This is a genomic window from Kitasatospora sp. NPDC015121 (assembly GCF_055562955.1).
In genome coordinates this window covers 1-14,965 of the sequence record NZ_JBVHEH010000035.1, presented here as the reverse complement: position 1 = coordinate 14,965, position 14,965 = coordinate 1, and the positions used below count along the sequence as shown (strand labels likewise).

Below are 14,965 nucleotides of genomic sequence, written 5' to 3'. Positions count from 1 at the left end.
CCCCGGCGCGGGGGCGGTTATTCGACCGGGGCCTTCTCGCGCAGCAGCTTGACGAAGGCGCGCATCCAGGACGGGTGGTCCGGCCAGGCGCGGGCGGAGACCACGGTGCCGTCGACCACCGCGTCGCCGTCCACGAAGTCCGCGCCGCCCGCGGCCACATCCGGCTCCAGCGCCGGGTAGGCGGCGGTGCGCCGGCCGGCCAGCGAGCCGGTCCGCAGGGTGATCAGCGGGCCGTGGCAGATCTGCGCGAGCGGCTTGTCCTCCTCGACGAACGCGGCGACGATCCGCTGCACCTCCGGGTCGTTGCGCAGGTACTCGGGCGCCCGGCCGCCGGGCAGCACCAGCGCCACGTACTGCGCCGGGTCGACGTCCGCGAACGCCAGGTCGGCGGGCCAGGTGTAGCCGGCCTTCTCGGTGTACGTGTCGTAGCCCGGGACGAAGTCGTGCACCACGAACTGCAGGGTCTTCCTGGTCGGCGCGGCGATGTCGACCTGGTAGCCCTCCTCCAGCAGCCGCTGGTACGGGTAGAACACCTCCAGCGACTCCGCCGCGTCACCGGTGATGATCAGGATCTTCGCTGCCATCCGGGGGTTCCGTCCCTCTCCTCGTGCCGGGCACCGCCCGCGCCCCCGCGGGGCCGGGCGCAGCCCACCCTGCCCGCTGACGCCGTGTCAATCAAGGGGCGCGCGGGGCGCGGCGCGCCGCCGGGGCGTGCGCTCCCCCGGCCGGGGGTGCCCGCTCCCCCGTCCGGTGCGGCGGTCCGCCCGGGCGGGGGTACTCCGGGGGCGACCCGCCCGGGGCGCGCCTAGCGTGCTGGCAGGGTCCGCCCGTTCGCACGGGTTCCAGCACCAGGGAGGCCGTCATGCAGCACTCGCACCTCGTGGACGCCGCCACCGTCGCCAACCTGCGCGACCTCGGCGGCATCGACCTGCCCGGCGGGGCCCGGGTCCGGTCCGGAGTCGCCCTGCGCTCGGGCCAGTTGGACCGGCTCGACCCGGCCGCCGACCCGTTGTTCGACGCGCTGGGCGTGCGCACCGTGGTCGACCTGCGCACCGCCGCCGAGCGGGCCGCCTTCCCCGACCGCGTCCCGGGCGGGGCGCACCTGCTGGTCGCGGACGTGCTGGCGGACGGGGCGGGCAGCGGCGCGACGGCCGCGCTCGCCTCGGCGCTCGCCGACCCGTCCGGCGCGAACCGGGCGCTGGGCGGCGGCCGGGCGGCGGGCGCGCTGCGCGCGGACTACCGGGCGTTCGTGACCTCGGCCTCGGCCCGGCAGGCCTACAAGCAGCTGCTCACCGCGCTCGCCCACCAGGGCGGCGGGCCGGTGCTGTTCCACTGCACGGCCGGCAAGGACCGCACCGGCTGGGGCGCCACCCTGGTCCTGCTGCTGCTCGGTGCGGACGAGGAGACCGTCCGCACCGAGTACCTGTCGGTCGACCCGGCGGTCCGCACCCGGTACGCCCCGCTGGTGGAACGTTTCGTCGCCGCGGGCGGCGACCCGGAGATCGCGGAGGCGGTGTTCTCCGTCCGCGCCGAGTACCTGGCCGCCGCGCTGGAGGCGCTCGCCGAGCAGTGGGGCGACGTCGAGAGCTACGCCCGGGCCGGGCTCGGGCTCAAGGACGACACCCTGGACAGCCTGCGCGAACGCCTGACCGCCTGAACCCCCTCACCCCGCGGCGCCCGCCGCGCCGACGCAGGCCTCGTTGCCCTCCGGGTCGGCCAGCACCCAGTGGTTGGGGGCGTGCTCGTCGGTGACCAGGCGGCCGCCGGCGGCGATCGCGGCGGCGATCCGGGCCTCGGCAAGGTCGTGCGGGACCCACACGTCCACGTGCACCCGGTTGCGCTGCGGGCGGGGCTCGTCCATCCGCTGGAAGTAGAACGGGGCGCCGCGCCGGGCCGGGTCGATCAGGTCCTCCGGGCTGCCGGAGCGGTCCCGGTAGCCGAGCAGCGCCTGCCAGAAGGCGACCACGGCGGGCACGTCCAGCGCGTCGACCGTCACCTGGACGGTCTGCAGGCCGGCCGGGTCCGCGACCGCGCCGAGCTCCCGGGCGGTGGCCGAGACCAGCCGGGCCAGCTCGACGTGCCGCTCGGTCAGGCCGTAGTACTCCGCGCCGACCTCGATCAGCCGGACGGTCACGCCCTCCGGCCGCAGGTCCGCGTCCACCGTGCCGACGCCGGCCAGCGCCTCGCCGATCGCCCCGACCAGCCGGGCCCCGGCCTCGAACGACCCCGTCCGGAAGAAGGCGCAGGCCCCCTACCCCAGCACCCGCCAGTCCTCGGTTCCGCCCGCCGCGTGGAACGCCAACGGCCTGATCCCCACCACTTCGTGCACATCAGTCATCCGGGCAGCGTACCGACCGGCGCTGACAGCACGTCACCCCCGGTCTCAGCGCGCGCCCGCCCACGCCAGCAGGTGGTCCACCGACCAGGCCGTGATCACCCGCTCCGCGTCCAGCCCCAGCGCCGCCGCCCGGCCGCAGCCGTCGAGCTGCCGGTCGAGCTGGCCCGGGGCGCGCGCGTCGGTGTCGATCGCGAACAGGCAGCCGAGGTCGGCGGCGCGGGCCAGCAGGTCGTCGGGCGGGTCGCGGCGGTCGGGGTGGCAGTTGATCTCGACGGCGGTGTCGTGTTCGCGGCAGGCGGTGAAGACCGCGTCGGCGTCGAACTCGGCGGGCGGGCGGGGCCGTTCGCCGAGCCGGCGGCCGGTGCAGGAACCGAGGACGTCGACCAGCGGGTTGCGGGCGGCGGCGAGCAGCCGCCGGGTCGTCGCGTCCGGGTCCGGGTCCGGGTCGGGGTCCTGGTCCTGGTCGGGGTGGGCGGTGGCGACGACCACGTCCAGGCGGGCGAGCAGGTCCTCGTCCTGGTCGAGCGTGCCGTCCGGGCGGATCGCGCACTCGGTGCCGGTGAGCAGGCGGAACGGGGCGAGCCGGGGGTTGAGCTCCTCGATCAGGTCGAGCTGCGCGCGCAGGCGGTCGGGGGCGAGGCCCCGGTCGGTGAGGACGGCCCAGTGGTGGCCGAGGGCGCGGGCGGTGCGGGCCATCCGTTCGACCGGGGCGGTGCCGGCGGACCAGTCGGAGTGCAGGCGGCAGTCGCCCTGGAGCTTCTCGCGCAGGCGGATCGCGCCCGCGGTCGGGGCGGGTCCGGCGGCGGCGCGGGCCTCGGTCTCCAGCAGGTACCGGGGGGTGCGGCCGACCGAGGCGTCGGCGATCACCCGGGCGGTGACGGCGTCGACGCCGGGGAGGCGTTCGGCCCGGGCCGCGTCGATCGGTTCGGCCGGCAGCGCGGCGGCGGTCTCGGCGGCGGTGCGGAAGGCCTCGATCCGCCGCGGGGCGGCGAGTTCGCGTTCCAGCAGGAAGGCGATGCGTTCCAGGGCGGTGACCGGGTCCATGCGGCCAGTCTGCGCGGGGCCGGGCGGGGCCGCACCCGGACGGGGCGCGGCCGCTGATCTGCCCGAACCCCTTGTTGACACTCTGTCTCATTGGTTTACTCGTCCCGGAGCCCCACCGCCCCCCACCCTCCGGAGCCCGCCCGTGTCCGACACCGCCGTACCGCCGCAGACCCCCGCCCGGCAGCGCAACGCCGACCGCGAGCTGAACGCCGCCCGCCTGCTGCGCGCCTCCGCCCGGCACTCGTACGACCCGCTCACCGAGATCGACTGGTCCGCCCCCGTCGACCCGGACCACTACGCGCTGCCCGCGCACCGCGTCGCGCTGTACGGCACCCCGCTGTGGGAGCGGCTGGACGAGCGCGGGCGGGCCCGGCTGAGCACCCACCAGTTCGCGTCCACCACGGCCGCCGGGATCTGGTTCGAGCTGGTCCTGATGGAGGGCCTGATCCGGCACGTCTACGCGGGCGACCTGACCACCGGGCACGCCCAGTACGCGCTGACCGAGGTCGCCGACGAGTGCCGGCACTCCACCATGTTCGCCCGCTACATCACCGCGACCGGCTACCCCTCGGCCCGGCCGACCCGGCGCGCGGACCGGCTCGGCCGGCTGCACTTCCTGCTCAACGACACCACCATGACCTTCGCCGGGGCGATCTTCGTCGAGGAGTTCACCGACGCGATGCAGCGCGAGATGGTCCGCGACGAGTCGCTCCAGCCGCTGGCCCGCTCGGTGGCCCGGATCCACGTGGTCGAGGAGGCCCGGCACATCGGCTACGCCAAACCGGAGCTGGAGCGCCGCTGGTCCGCGATGACCCCGGCCCGGCGGGCGCTGTTCCGGCGGGCGCTGGCGCTGCTGGCCCGGCAGGCGGTCGCCGAACTGGTGCACCCCCGGGTGTACGCGCTGTCCGGCCTCGACCCGGCCGAGGCCCGCCGCGCCGCCGAGGCCAACCCGCACTGGCGGCAGGCCCGGATCGACTGGGCCCGCAAGGCGCTGGAGTTCTTCGCCGACCTGGGCGTCCTCACCCCGGCCACCGCCCGCGCCTGGCGCCGCGCCGCACTGCTGCCCTGAGCCCGCCCGCCCCGCCTGCCCCGGCCGCCGGCCGCCCGCGCGCCGCCCCTCCTCCCCCGGCCCCGCTGCCCGAGACTCGGAGCGTGAGCGACAACGGGAACGGCAGCGGGAACGGCGGCTCGATCCGCCTCGGCACGGGCCGCGGCCGGTGGGTGGTGGCGGCGACGGCGCTGGGCTCCGGCATGGCGATGCTGGACGGCACGGTGGTGAACGTCGCGCTGCCGCGGATCGGCGAGGAGCTGGGCGCGGACCTGTCCGCCCTCCAGTGGACGGTCAACGCGTACATGCTGACGCTGGCCGCGCTGATCCTGCTCGGCGGCTCGCTCGGCGACCGGTACGGGCGGCGGCGGGTGTTCCTGCTGGGGGTGGGCTGGTTCGCCCTCGCCTCGGCCGGCTGCGCGGCCGCGCCGAACGTCGAACTGCTGGTGCTGGCACGGGCGTTGCAGGGCGTGGGCGGGGCGCTGCTGACGCCGGGTTCGCTGGCGATGCTGCAGGCGGTGTTCGCCGAGGAGGACCGGGCGGGCGCGGTCGGGGCCTGGTCGGGCCTGGGCGGCGTCGCGGCGGCGGTCGGGCCGTTCCTGGGCGGCTGGCTGGTGGACGGCCCCGGCTGGCGGTGGATCTTCCTGCTGAACCTGCCGCTGGCCGCCGTGGTGGTCGCGGTGACGGCCCGGCACGTCCCGGAGAGCCGGGACCCGGACGCCTCCGGCCGCTTCGACGTGCTCGGCGCGCTGCTGGCGGCGCTCGCGCTGGCCGGGATCACCTACGCGCTGACCGAGGCCGGCTCCGGCCTGACCCCGGGCGCGCTGGCGGCCGGCCTGGCGGGCCTGGCGCTGACCGGGGCGTTCGTGCTGGTCGAGCACCGCTCGCCGAACCCGATGCTGCCGCTGTCGCTGTTCCGCTCCCGGCTGTTCACCTCGGTCAACCTGGTCACGCTCTGCGTGTACGGGGCGTTCAGCGCGGTGTTCCTGCTGCTGACCGTGCAGTTGCAGATCGTCGCCGGGTTCACCCCGCTGCTGTCGGGCGTGGCGCTGGTGCCGATCACCGTGCTGATGCTGCTGTTCTCCGGCCGGGCGGGGAAGCTGGGCCGGGCGGTCGGGCCGCGGCTGCCGCTGACCGCGGGACCGCTGCTGGTGGCCGCCGGGGTGCTGCTGATGCTGCGGATCGGGCCCGGCGCGAACTACTGGCTGGACGTGCTGCCCGCCGTCACCGTGCAGGGCGCCGGGATGACGCTGCTGGTCGCCCCGCTGACCGCGACCGTGCTGGCCGCCGTGGACGTCCGCCGGGCCGGCATCGCCTCCGGCGTCAACAACGCGGCCGCCCGCGCGGCCGGCCTGTTCGCGGTCGCCGCCATCCCCCCGCTGGCCGGTCTGACCGGCGACGCCTACCGCGTCCCGGCCGAGGTCGACTCCGCCTTCACCACCGCCATGCTGATCTGCGCCGCCCTGCTCGCCACCGGTGCCGTCCTGGCCTTCGCCACCGTCCGCGCCGACGCCCTCACCCCGCCGCACCCGGTCGCCGAACCGGACTGCGACTGGTACTGCGCCCCGACCACGCCCCCGATCCACCCGCAGCAGGGCGGCGACGCGCGCTGAACGGCGGCGAGGCCCGAACGGCGGCGAAGCCCGGACGGCGGCGCGCGCTGAACGGCGGCGCGCTGAACGGCGACGGCCCGCCCCGGAGGAGTTCTCCGGGGCGGGCCGACCGCGGCTCACCGCTGACGGATCGTCAGAGGATGTCGCCGGGAGCGTACTTGGCGGCCTCCGGGTGGGCGGCGGCCACCTCCTCGATGCGGCGGACGAGTTCGCCGACCTGGGCGGCCGCGGCGCCGGTGAAGGAGAGGCGGTCGGCCAGCAGCGCGTCGAGCGCGGCGTGGTCGAGCGGGATGCGCGGGTCGGCGGCCAGGCCCGGGACGAGGGTGTTCTCGCGGGCGCCCTCGCGCATCGCGAGCGCGGCGGCCACCGCGTGCTCCTTGATGACCTCGTGCGCGGCCTCGCGGCCGACGCCGGCCCGCACCGCGCCCATCAGGACCTTGGTGGTGGCCAGGAAGGGCAGGTAGCGGTCGAGCTCGGCCTCGATGACGGCGGGGAAGGCGCCGAACTCGTCGAGGACGGTCAGGAAGGTCTCCAGCAGGCCGTCGAAGGCGAAGAACGCGTCCGGCAGCGCGACCCGGCGCACCACCGAGCAGGAGACGTCGCCCTCGTTCCACTGGTCGCCGCCGAGCTCGGCGGTCATCGAGGCGTAGCCGCGCAGGATGACGGCGAGGCCGTTGACGCGCTCGCAGGAGCGGGTGTTCATCTTGTGCGGCATCGCCGAGGAGCCGACCTGGCCGGCCTTGAAGCCCTCGGTGACCAGCTCGTGGCCGGCCATCAGGCGGATGGTCTTGGCCAGGCTGGACGGGCCGGCGGCGAGCTGGACCAGGGCGGAGACCACGTCGTAGTCGAGCGAGCGCGGGTAGACCTGGCCGACCGAGGTGAAGACGTTCTCGAAGCCGAGGTGGCCGGCCACCCGGCGCTCCAGCTCGGCGAGCTTGTCGGCGTCGCCGCCGAGCAGGTCGAGCATGTCCTGGGCGGTGCCGACCGGGCCCTTGATGCCGCGCAGCGGGTAGCGGGCGATCAGCTCCTCCAGCCGGACGTAGGCGACCAGGACCTCGTCGGCGGCGGTGGCGAAGCGCTTGCCGAGGGTGGTGGCCTGCGCGGCGACGTTGTGCGAGCGGCCGGCCATGACCAGCTCGCCGTACTGGGCGGCGAGGCGGCCGAGGCGGACCAGGACGGCCACCGTGCGGTCGCGGACGTGCTCCAGCGACTGGCGGATCTGCAGCTGCTCGACGTTCTCGGTGAGGTCGCGCGAGGTCATGCCCTTGTGGATCTGCTCGTGCCCGGCGAGCTCGGAGAACTCCTCGATCCGGGCCTTCACGTCGTGCCGGGTGACCTTCTCGCGGTTGGCGATGGACGCCAGGTCGACCTGGTCGACGACCCGCTCGTAGTCGGCGATCGCGGTGGGCGGCACCTCGATGCCGAGGTCCTGCTGCGCCTTGAGGACGGCCAGCCACAGGTGGCGCTCCAGGACCACCTTGTGCTCGGGGGACCACAGCTGGGCCAGGGTCGCCGAGGCGTACCGGGAGGCCAGGACATTGGGGATCTTGGGCTTCGCGCTCACGTTTCGCAAGCCTAACAGTCGAGGTCGGGCCAGCACGAAGCGCGTCCGCCGGGCGGACGGCCGCGGGTCGCGTCCGGGCGGACGGCGGGAGGCGGGTCCGGGTGGGCGGCCTCGGGTCGCGCGGACCGGAAACCGGGGTGAGCGGCGGGGGGCGGGCGGGTTAGGGTCCGGGCATGACCAAGCGCACTTTCCGGATCACGGTCCGCGGATCCTTCGACGCCCTGACCGACGGGCAGCGGGCCGAGCTGCAGGCCGCGGCCGCCGAGCACGACGTGCTGCGCGCGGAGTTCACCGAGGAGGGGCACCTGACGTACGACCTGGCGGCGCGCCCGTTCTTCACCTTCCGCTTCCTGGAGCACGGCGAGGCGGAGGAGGACGTGGTGGCGGCGTCGGTACGGGCCGAGACCGCGGCGGAGCTGTGGCTGACCGACCGCGGCTACGGCTACAAGAACCTGAAGTCGCAGGCGCAGGACATGGCGCTGGCGGCGCCGGGGGCGCGGCAGAAGCAGGAGGCCCGCAGGAAGGGCTGAGGCCGCTCGGTTCAGAACAGGGTGTCCTGCTCGGCGGCGGGCCTGGTCCTGGGAACCAGGGCGAGGCCGTCGCAGCCGGGGGCGTCGGGGGCGTCGGGTTCCGCGTGCAGCGTCCAGCCGGTGAGCAGGCGGGTGTCGAGCAGCAGCGGGGGGCCGTCGGGGCGGTCGACGAAGAGGTGGCCGCCGATCGGGCGGCGCAGGCGGCCGGTCAGCCGGGCGCCGTCGGTGAGGGCCTTGACCTGCTGGTAGTGGTCGGGGGCGCCGTCGGTGAGGCCGTAGAGCTCGACCTGGTCGGTGACGGGGTGGTCGGTCAGCAGGGTGAGCTGGTCGTGGCCGCGTTCGGTGAGCAGGTGGTGGGCGCGGGCGCGGGCGGCGGTGAGGTCGGCGTGCCGCTGCCCGGGGGCGGGCAGGCTCCACCAGGCCGGGTACTTGGCGGCGGCCGGGATCCGTTCGCGGGCCAGTTTGGCGTGCGCCAGGGCGAGTTCGGCGCGGCGGACGGCGGGCAGCGGGCCGTGCGCGATGAACGTCCAGGTGAGGGCGGCCTGTTCGAGCAGGCGGACGGTACCGCGCTCCTCGGCGGTGAGGCCGACCTTGAGCAGGCCCTCGCCGAACCAGGCGAGGTAGAGGCGGTAGGCGCGGCCGTCGTCGAGGATCCGGTCCCGGGCGAGTTGCAGGCCGCGGTCGGCGTTCTGGCAGCCCGGGCACTGGCTCACGGTGCCCTCGGCCGGGACGGTGGCGCGGTGCGGGCAGGGGCGGTGGCCGCGCTCGGTGTGGGCGCCGGTGCAGCGGCGCGGGCCGGTGATCCGCCAGGCGACGGGGGTGCCGTCGGCGACCGGCCGGTCGTGCCGCTCGCGGCCGTCGGTGGCGGTGAGCCGGGGCGTGCCGTCGTGCCAGCGCAGCCCCGTGGCGGTCCAGCCGTTGCCCTGCTCCCGCTGCTCCTGCTGCTGCTCCTGGTGCATCCGGTGAGCGTACGGCACGCCACCGACAGTCACTGCGGCGGTGGGGCGCAGGGGCGCAGCAGCAGCGGCAGCACCTGGTCGCAGAGGCCGACCAGGGCGGTGCGCTGCCCGGGGTCGAGGCTGTCGAAGGCGGCGCGGGCCCGGGTCATGTCCTCGCGGATCAGGTCGAGGACGGCGCGGCCCTGGTCGGTGATGGTGGCGATCTTGACCCGGCGGTCGGCGGTGGCGGCTTCGCGGCGGGCGTAGCCGAGCGCTTCGAGGCGGTCGACGATGCCGGTGACGTTGGAGGCGTCGCAGCCGAGCCGACCCGCCAGGGCGCGCATCGGGACGGGTTCGAGGACCGCCTTGAGCGCCTTGGCCTGCGAGGAGTTGAGGCCGTGGCGGGCCGCGGCGGCGGCGAAGTCATGGAAGTAGGCGGTGCCGACGGCGGCGATGCGTTCCATCAGTTCGTCGGTGGAGGTGGAGGGTGCGGTGCCGGCGGTGCCGGTGCCTGTGCTGCTGCCCATGGCGGTCAGGGTACGCCCATTCGTTTCAGTGACTCCAGTGTTGAGTCGGGCAAGTAGTTTGCCGGTCCGGTGGCCGACCGGTGCGCGGCGGGTGGCCGGCGCGCGCTCAGAGCACCAGCCGGTCGAACAGATGGTGCAGTTCCACGTCCGGGTCGGCGGTCAGTCCGGTGTGCACGGGGCCGGGCTGGACGACGGCGCTGCGCGGGGCGGTGAGCCAGCGGAAGCGCTGTCCGGCGCTGTCCCGGGCGGCCGGGCCGGCGGCCTCGCCGCCCGCGCAGACCGCCTCGATGCCGCGCAGCGCGCGCCGCACCCCGGCGACGTCGACGAGCGCGTCCAGGGCGAGCAGCCGCCCCTGGTCGAGGTGGGTGCGGGCGCCCAGGTACTCGGCGCCCCGGCAGTAGAGCAGGACGCCGATGTTGACGCACTCGCCGCGCTCGACCCGGGGGACGGCCCGGATCAGCGCGTACTCGTAGTCGTGGCGGGGTCGTTCGGGCGCGGTCCGGTCCTCCATCAGGACGCCACCTCCGGGAGCCAGTCGCGGGGCCCGGCGAGGCGGGCGGTGAGCTGTGCGGTGTAGGCGGCGCGGACGTCCGCGGGCGTGGCGAAGCCGGGCTCGTCGGTCAGCCAGACGTCGGGGACGGCGGCGACGGCGGCGGGCAGCGCGCGCTCGGCGAGCGCGGCGAGTTCGGCGTCGACGGCCGGCAGCCGGCCCGCGGCGTGCCGCAGCGCGTGGTCGGAGGCGTCGTACGGCTTGCGGCGCCACTTCTCGGCGCCCGGCCAGCTGTGGTGGAAGATCAGGCTGGCGCCGTGGTCGATCAGCCGCAGGCCGCCGGCCGCGACCAGCAGGTTGGGGTTGCGCCAGGAGCGGTCGACGTTGCCGATCAGGGCGTCGAACCAGAGCACCCGGGCGGCGAAGTCGGGGTCGACCTCGAAGCAGAGCGGGTCGAAGTTGAGCGCCCCGGAGACGTGCGCCATGCCGAGGTTGGTGCCGCCGCTGGCCCGCATCTGGTCCTGGATCTGCACCTCGGGCTCGCTGCGGGCGAGCACCGGGTCCAGGTCGACCAGGGCGAGTTCGGGCACCGGCAGGCCGAGCCCGCGGCCGAGTTCGCCGGCCAGCACCTCGGCCACCAGCGCCTTGCGGCCCTGGGCCGCGCCGACCCACTTCAGGACGTACAGGCGGCGGTCGTCGGCCTCGACCAGGCCGGGCATCGAACCGCCTTCGCGCAGCGGCGTCGCGTAGCGGACGGCCGTCACCTCGGAGAGCATCCGGACAGCCTAGCGGCCCTCACGGCGGGGCACGGCCGGGGTCGTCGCCGGGCGGCGGGCGGGGCGCGCTCCGGCGCCGGGCGGGGCGCGGGCGAGCGACGGGCGGGCAGCGGGCGGGGGCATGGTCCGGCGCCGGGCGGGCAGGCGCCCGGAGACCGTTGGAGATGCACCCGCCGTTACCCCGTGCGAGTGTGGCCAACAGTCGTCCTTGCCACTCACGGACCTGCTCGGACCCGCACACAGTAGGGGATGAAGATGGAACGACCTCGGATCCTGATCATCGGCGGCGGCTTCGCCGGACTGGAGTGCGCGCGCCGCCTGGAGCGCAAGCTCGCCCCCTCCGAGGCGGAGATCTCCCTGGTCACGCCGTTCTCGTACCAGCTGTACCTGCCGCTGCTGCCGCACGTCGCGGCCGGGGTGCTGACCCCGCAGTCGGTGGCGATCTCGCTGCGGCGCACGCTGCGGCGCACCCACATCGTGCCGGGCGGGGCGATCGGGATCGATCCGCGGTCGAAGGTCGCCGTGGTCCGCAAGATCACCGACGAGGTGGTCGCGCAGAAGTACGACTACCTGGTGCTCGCGCCGGGCAGCGTCACCCGGACCTTCGACATCCCGGGGCTGACCGACTACGCGCGCGGCATGAAGACGCTCGCCGAGGCCACGTACATCCGCGACCACGTGATCGCCCAGCTCGACCTGGCGTCCGCGTCGATGGACGAGCACGAGCGGGCCTCTCGGCTGCAGTTCGTGGTGGTCGGCGGCGGCTACGCGGGCACCGAGACGGCGGCCTGCCTGCAGCGGCTGACCACGGCCGCGGTCAAGCGCTACCCGCGGCTGGACCCGCAGCTGATCAAGTGGCACCTGATCGACATCGCGCCGAAGCTGATGCCCGAACTCGGCGACAAGCTCGGCACCACCGCGATGGAGATCCTGCGCAAGCGCGGCGTGGACGTCTCGCTGGGCGTGTCGGTGGCCGAGGTCGGCCCGGAGAGCGTCAAGTTCACCGACGGGCGGTCGCTGCCCTGCCGGACCCTGATCTGGACGGCCGGCGTGGCCGCCTCCCCGCTGGTCGGCACGCTGGACGCGGAGACGGTGCGCGGACGGCTCGCGGTGACGGCGGAGATGCGGGTGCCGCAGTTCGAGGGCGTGTTCGCGCTCGGCGACGCGGCGGCCGTGCCGGACCTCGCCAAGGGCGACGGCGCCGTCTGCCCGCCGACCGCGCAGCACTCGGCCCGGCAGGGCAAGCGGGTCGCCGAGAACCTGGTCGCGGCGCTGCGCAACCAGCCGCTGGAGCCGTACTTCCACAAGGACCTGGGCCTGGTGGTCGACCTCGGCGGCAAGGACGCGGTCTCCAAGCCGCTGGGCGTGGAGCTGCACGGCGCGCCCGCCCAGGCGGTGGCCCGCGGCTACCACGTGATGGCGATGCGCACCAACGCCGCGAAGTACCGCACGGCGGCGAACTGGCTGCTCAACGCCACCGCGGGCGACGACTTCGTCCGCACCGGCTTCCTGGCCCGGCAGCCGGCCCGGCTGCGCGACTTCGAGTACACCGACGCGTACCTGTCCCGCGACCAGGTCCGCGAGCACGCGCAGGCGCTGCTGGCCAAGGGCTGAGCGCGCGGCGGAGACAGCGGCGGAGGGGGCCACCACAGGGAAGTGGTGGCCCCCTCCGCTTCGTCCTCCGCGCGGGCCGGTCAGCCCTGGCGGGCCTTGAAGCGCGGGTCCTTCCGGTTGATCACGAAGGTGCGCCCGCGCCGGCGGACCACCTGCGCGCCGGGCTTGGCCTTCAGCGAGCGGAGCGAGTTTCGGATGCGCATGGGCCGTCCTCTCCTGGTCGTTCGTCCCCCGGGGACTGCAACCGGGGTGGACCGCCGGTTATTCCACGCGGACATGACACCCGACAGGGCCGACCCGGGCGCGGGCGCCGACTCGGGCCCGGGCGCGGGCGCAGCAGGTGGATCGGCGCGGGGGGCCTGGGCGCTCAGGTGAGCCGGGAGCCGGCCGCCGGGGCGGTCAGGACGGCGGCGACGGCGGCGGCGAGGGCGGGGGCCTCGTCGGGGGCGAGGGTGGAGACGGTGATCCGGATGCCGGGCGGGGAGTCCTGCCGGAAGCGGGCGCCGGGGGCGGTGACCCAGCCCCGGTGGAGCAGGGCGGCGGTGGCGGCGGTCTCGTCGGGGACCGGGATCCAGACGTTCAGGCCGCTGGCGCCGTGGGCCCGGACGCCGTGCGCGGCGAGGGCGGTGAGCAGGGCCTCGCGGCGGGCGCGGTAGACGGGGGCGGGGGCGGGGCGGTGGCGGCGCAGTTCGAGGACGGCGCGCTGGAGCAGGTGGCTGACCCAGCCGGCGTCCAGGCGCTGGCGGCCCAGCACCCGGGCGACGGTGTCGGCGTCGCCGACGCAGACGGCGACCCGCAGGTCGGGGGCAAGCTCCTTGGCGGCGGAGCGCACCAGCGTCCAGTGCGCGACGGTGCCGGTGGCGAGGGACTGGAAGGGCTGGTCGACCATGCCGTGGCCGTGGTCGTCCTCGATCAGGAGGGTGGCGGGGCGGGCGGCCAGCACGGCGCGCAGGGCGGCGGCGCGCTCGGGGGTGAGGGCGGCGCCGGTGGGGTTCTGGGCGCGGCTGGTGACGATCAGGGCGCGGGCGCCGTGGTCGAGGGCGGCGGCGGCCGGGCCGGGCAGCGGGCCCTGGTCGTCGACCGGGACGGGGACGGCGCGCAGGCCGAGCGCGGGCAGCAGGTCGAGCACGCTGCCCCAGCCCGGGTCCTCGACGGCGACCGCGTCGCCGGGGCGCAGGTGGGCGGTGAGGACCCGGGCGATGGTGTCCAACGCGCCGGAGCAGACCGCGAGTTCGCCCTCGGGCGCGCCGTCGGCGCGGAACTCGGCGCGGTAGGCGGCGAGCAGTTCGGGCTCGGCGACCGGGTCGCCGTACAGGACCGGGGGGCCGGCGGCCGCGGCGGCCAGCGCCGGGCCGAGCGGGGGCAGCAGGGCGGGGTCGGGGTTGCCGTCCGAGACGTCCCGGGCGCCGGGCGGGACGGGCAGCCGGGCCTGGTCCCGGGGCGCGGTGACGGGCCGGGGGCGGATCCGGCTGCCGCGCCGCCCGGCGGTCTCGATCACGCCGCGTTCGCGCAGCAGGCGGTAGGCGGCGGCCACCGTGTTGGGGTTCACCCCCAGCTCGGCGGCCAGGTCGCGCAGCGGGGGCAGGGCCGCTCCGGGGGCCAACTCCCCTGCGGTGACGGCGCGTTCGACGTCGGCGGCAATCTCGCTGGCCCGCCGACCGGTGATCCGATACTCTCCTAGCACAAAGTAGATTATGCACTAGTGCAGAGGATTTGTCATGTCGGACCGCACCGGCGGGTCGTACACCCGCGACGAGCTCACCACCCCCACCCGCTCCAGGGAGCGCGCCGCCTGGGACGAGGAGACGGTGCACGCGATCCTGGACGCTGGCTACCTGTGCCACCTCGGCTTCGTCCGGGACGACGCCCCCGTGGTGCTCCCCACCCTGTACGCCCGGGTCGGCGACCGCCTCTACCTGCACGGCTCCACCGGCAGCCGGCCGCTGCGCGGCGCCCGGGACGAGCAGGGCCTGCCGGTCTGCGTGACGGTCACCCACGTGGACGGGCTGGTGCTGGCCAAGTCCGCCTTCCACCACTCCGCCAACTACCGCTCGGTGGTGGCCCACGGCACCGCGTACCAGGTCACCGACCCCGAGGAGCTGCGCCTGGCGCTGGACGCGATCGTCGACCAGGTGGTGCCGGGCCGCTCGGCCGACTGCCGCCCGGGCAATGCCAGGGAGGTCGCGGCCACCGCGGTGATCCGGCTGGAGCTGGACCGGGTCTCGGCCAAGACCCGCACCGGTGGCGTCAACGAGGAGCCCGAGGACCTCGACCTGCCGTACTGGGCGGGCGTCGTCCCGGTCACCCTCGCGTACGGCGCGCCCGTCGCCTCGCCGCACACCGCCGCCGGCGCCGAGCCGCCCGCGTACCTGTCGGCGGCGCGCTAGCTGTACTGACCACGGAGGTTGGTGACGGGGTTCACGGTCTGGCGATCTTGAAATGAGTGAGGGCCTTCTGGCTCGGTGTGGATTGCGACATCTGCA

At 75.7% G+C, this 14,965-nt stretch carries 16 protein-coding genes; 6 read left to right on the top strand and 10 right to left on the bottom strand.

What is annotated here, in order from left to right:
* Window positions 1-17: 17 nt before the first annotated feature.
* Window positions 18-584 carry a DJ-1/PfpI family protein gene (locus ACZ3J7_RS35040; RefSeq protein ID WP_465627452.1) on the bottom strand — a complete coding sequence of 189 codons (567 nt, stop codon included), beginning with the start codon at window positions 582-584 and terminating at the stop codon, window positions 18-20.
* A 278-nt stretch (window positions 585-862) separates the two neighbouring features.
* Here ACZ3J7_RS35040 and ACZ3J7_RS35035 point away from each other — a divergent pair, with 278 nt between their 5' ends.
* Complete coding sequence (locus ACZ3J7_RS35035; protein WP_465627451.1) at window positions 863-1,657, top strand: tyrosine-protein phosphatase; 795 nt, start codon at window positions 863-865, stop codon at window positions 1,655-1,657.
* A gap of 6 nt (window positions 1,658-1,663) precedes the next feature.
* Here ACZ3J7_RS35035 and ACZ3J7_RS35030 read toward each other — a convergent pair whose 3' ends face one another.
* Both ACZ3J7_RS35030 and ACZ3J7_RS35025 read right to left on the bottom strand, forming a co-directional pair.
* Window positions 1,664-2,161: a VOC family protein gene (locus ACZ3J7_RS35030; RefSeq protein WP_465627450.1), complete on the bottom strand. Its 498-nt coding sequence runs from the start codon at window positions 2,159-2,161 to the stop codon at window positions 1,664-1,666.
* Window positions 2,162-2,383: 222 nt separating this feature from the next.
* Window positions 2,384-3,382 carry a PHP domain-containing protein gene (locus ACZ3J7_RS35025; RefSeq protein ID WP_465627449.1) on the bottom strand — a complete coding sequence of 333 codons (999 nt, stop codon included), beginning with the start codon at window positions 3,380-3,382 and terminating at the stop codon, window positions 2,384-2,386.
* 142 nt (window positions 3,383-3,524) lie between these two features.
* Between ACZ3J7_RS35025 and ACZ3J7_RS35020 the strand changes: the two genes are divergently transcribed.
* Window positions 3,525-4,451 (top strand): AurF N-oxygenase family protein, encoded by a 927-nt coding sequence (locus ACZ3J7_RS35020; protein ID WP_465627448.1) that lies wholly within the window; start codon window positions 3,525-3,527, stop codon window positions 4,449-4,451.
* An 83-nt stretch (window positions 4,452-4,534) separates the two neighbouring features.
* A complete protein-coding gene (locus ACZ3J7_RS35015) occupies window positions 4,535-6,043 on the top strand; it encodes an MFS transporter (protein WP_465627447.1) in 1,509 nt (502 codons plus the stop codon).
* A gap of 133 nt (window positions 6,044-6,176) precedes the next feature.
* On the opposite strand, the gene purB is transcribed toward ACZ3J7_RS35015, so the two are convergent.
* Entirely contained in the window at window positions 6,177-7,607 is a 1,431-nt protein-coding gene (purB, locus tag ACZ3J7_RS35010) for an adenylosuccinate lyase (protein WP_465627446.1), read from the bottom strand.
* A 173-nt stretch (window positions 7,608-7,780) separates the two neighbouring features.
* Between purB and ACZ3J7_RS35005 the strand changes: the two genes are divergently transcribed.
* Entirely contained in the window at window positions 7,781-8,137 is a 357-nt protein-coding gene (locus ACZ3J7_RS35005) for a DUF6204 family protein (protein ID WP_465627445.1), read from the top strand.
* Window positions 8,138-8,148: 11 nt separating this feature from the next.
* Here the strand turns inward: ACZ3J7_RS35005 and ACZ3J7_RS35000 are convergent, their stop codons facing one another.
* From ACZ3J7_RS35000 to ACZ3J7_RS34985, 4 genes are all read right to left on the bottom strand, one after another.
* On the bottom strand, window positions 8,149-9,096 hold the full coding sequence (locus ACZ3J7_RS35000; protein WP_465627444.1) for a DUF2797 domain-containing protein: 948 nt from the start codon (window positions 9,094-9,096) through the stop codon (window positions 8,149-8,151).
* Window positions 9,097-9,125: 29 nt separating this feature from the next.
* Entirely contained in the window at window positions 9,126-9,602 is a 477-nt protein-coding gene (locus ACZ3J7_RS34995) for a MarR family winged helix-turn-helix transcriptional regulator (protein WP_465627443.1), read from the bottom strand.
* Window positions 9,603-9,708: 106 nt separating this feature from the next.
* On the bottom strand, window positions 9,709-10,113 hold the full coding sequence (locus tag ACZ3J7_RS34990) for a DUF3037 domain-containing protein (protein ID WP_465627442.1): 405 nt from the start codon (window positions 10,111-10,113) through the stop codon (window positions 9,709-9,711).
* Window positions 10,113-10,868, bottom strand: a complete 756-nt coding sequence (locus tag ACZ3J7_RS34985; RefSeq protein ID WP_465627441.1) for a HipA family kinase — start codon at window positions 10,866-10,868, stop codon at window positions 10,113-10,115. The genes ACZ3J7_RS34990 and ACZ3J7_RS34985 overlap by 1 nt, the downstream gene beginning before the upstream one ends.
* Before the next feature lie 255 nt (window positions 10,869-11,123).
* Here ACZ3J7_RS34985 and ACZ3J7_RS34980 point away from each other — a divergent pair, with 255 nt between their 5' ends.
* A complete protein-coding gene (locus tag ACZ3J7_RS34980) occupies window positions 11,124-12,482 on the top strand; it encodes an NAD(P)/FAD-dependent oxidoreductase (protein ID WP_465627440.1) in 1,359 nt (452 codons plus the stop codon).
* Between the two features lie 80 nt (window positions 12,483-12,562).
* Here ACZ3J7_RS34980 and ykgO read toward each other — a convergent pair whose 3' ends face one another.
* Window positions 12,563-12,685 carry a type B 50S ribosomal protein L36 gene (gene ykgO, locus ACZ3J7_RS34975; RefSeq protein ID WP_014139854.1) on the bottom strand — a complete coding sequence of 41 codons (123 nt, stop codon included), beginning with the start codon at window positions 12,683-12,685 and terminating at the stop codon, window positions 12,563-12,565.
* Window positions 12,686-12,849: 164 nt separating this feature from the next.
* Window positions 12,850-14,166 carry an aminotransferase class I/II-fold pyridoxal phosphate-dependent enzyme gene (locus ACZ3J7_RS34970; protein ID WP_465627439.1) on the bottom strand — a complete coding sequence of 439 codons (1,317 nt, stop codon included), beginning with the start codon at window positions 14,164-14,166 and terminating at the stop codon, window positions 12,850-12,852.
* A gap of 34 nt (window positions 14,167-14,200) precedes the next feature.
* Here ACZ3J7_RS34970 and ACZ3J7_RS34965 point away from each other — a divergent pair, with 34 nt between their 5' ends.
* Window positions 14,201-14,869 (top strand): pyridoxamine 5'-phosphate oxidase family protein, encoded by a 669-nt coding sequence (locus ACZ3J7_RS34965; RefSeq protein ID WP_465627438.1) that lies wholly within the window; start codon window positions 14,201-14,203, stop codon window positions 14,867-14,869.
* Window positions 14,870-14,965: the final 96 nt, after the last annotated feature.

Bases quoted from the DNA above. Each gene is read 5' to 3' on its own strand.
- ACZ3J7_RS35040 (WP_465627452.1), bottom strand. From the start codon at position 584: ATGGCAGCGAAGATCCTGATCATCACCGGTGACGCGGCGGAGTCGCTG.
- ACZ3J7_RS35035 (WP_465627451.1), top strand. From the start codon at position 863: ATGCAGCACTCGCACCTCGTGGACGCCGCCACCGTCGCCAACCTGCGC.
- ACZ3J7_RS35025 (WP_465627449.1), bottom strand. From the start codon at position 3,382: ATGGACCCGGTCACCGCCCTGGAACGCATCGCCTTCCTGCTGGAACGC.
- ACZ3J7_RS35005 (WP_465627445.1), top strand. From the start codon at position 7,781: ATGACCAAGCGCACTTTCCGGATCACGGTCCGCGGATCCTTCGACGCC.
- ACZ3J7_RS35000 (WP_465627444.1), bottom strand. From the start codon at position 9,096: ATGCACCAGGAGCAGCAGCAGGAGCAGCGGGAGCAGGGCAACGGCTGG.
- ACZ3J7_RS34995 (WP_465627443.1), bottom strand. From the start codon at position 9,602: ATGGGCAGCAGCACAGGCACCGGCACCGCCGGCACCGCACCCTCCACC.
- ACZ3J7_RS34990 (WP_465627442.1), bottom strand. From the start codon at position 10,113: ATGGAGGACCGGACCGCGCCCGAACGACCCCGCCACGACTACGAGTAC.
- ACZ3J7_RS34985 (WP_465627441.1), bottom strand. From the start codon at position 10,868: ATGCTCTCCGAGGTGACGGCCGTCCGCTACGCGACGCCGCTGCGCGAA.
- ACZ3J7_RS34980 (WP_465627440.1), top strand. From the start codon at position 11,124: ATGGAACGACCTCGGATCCTGATCATCGGCGGCGGCTTCGCCGGACTG.
- ykgO (WP_014139854.1), bottom strand. From the start codon at position 12,685: ATGCGCATCCGAAACTCGCTCCGCTCGCTGAAGGCCAAGCCCGGCGCG.
- ACZ3J7_RS34965 (WP_465627438.1), top strand. From the start codon at position 14,201: ATGTCGGACCGCACCGGCGGGTCGTACACCCGCGACGAGCTCACCACC.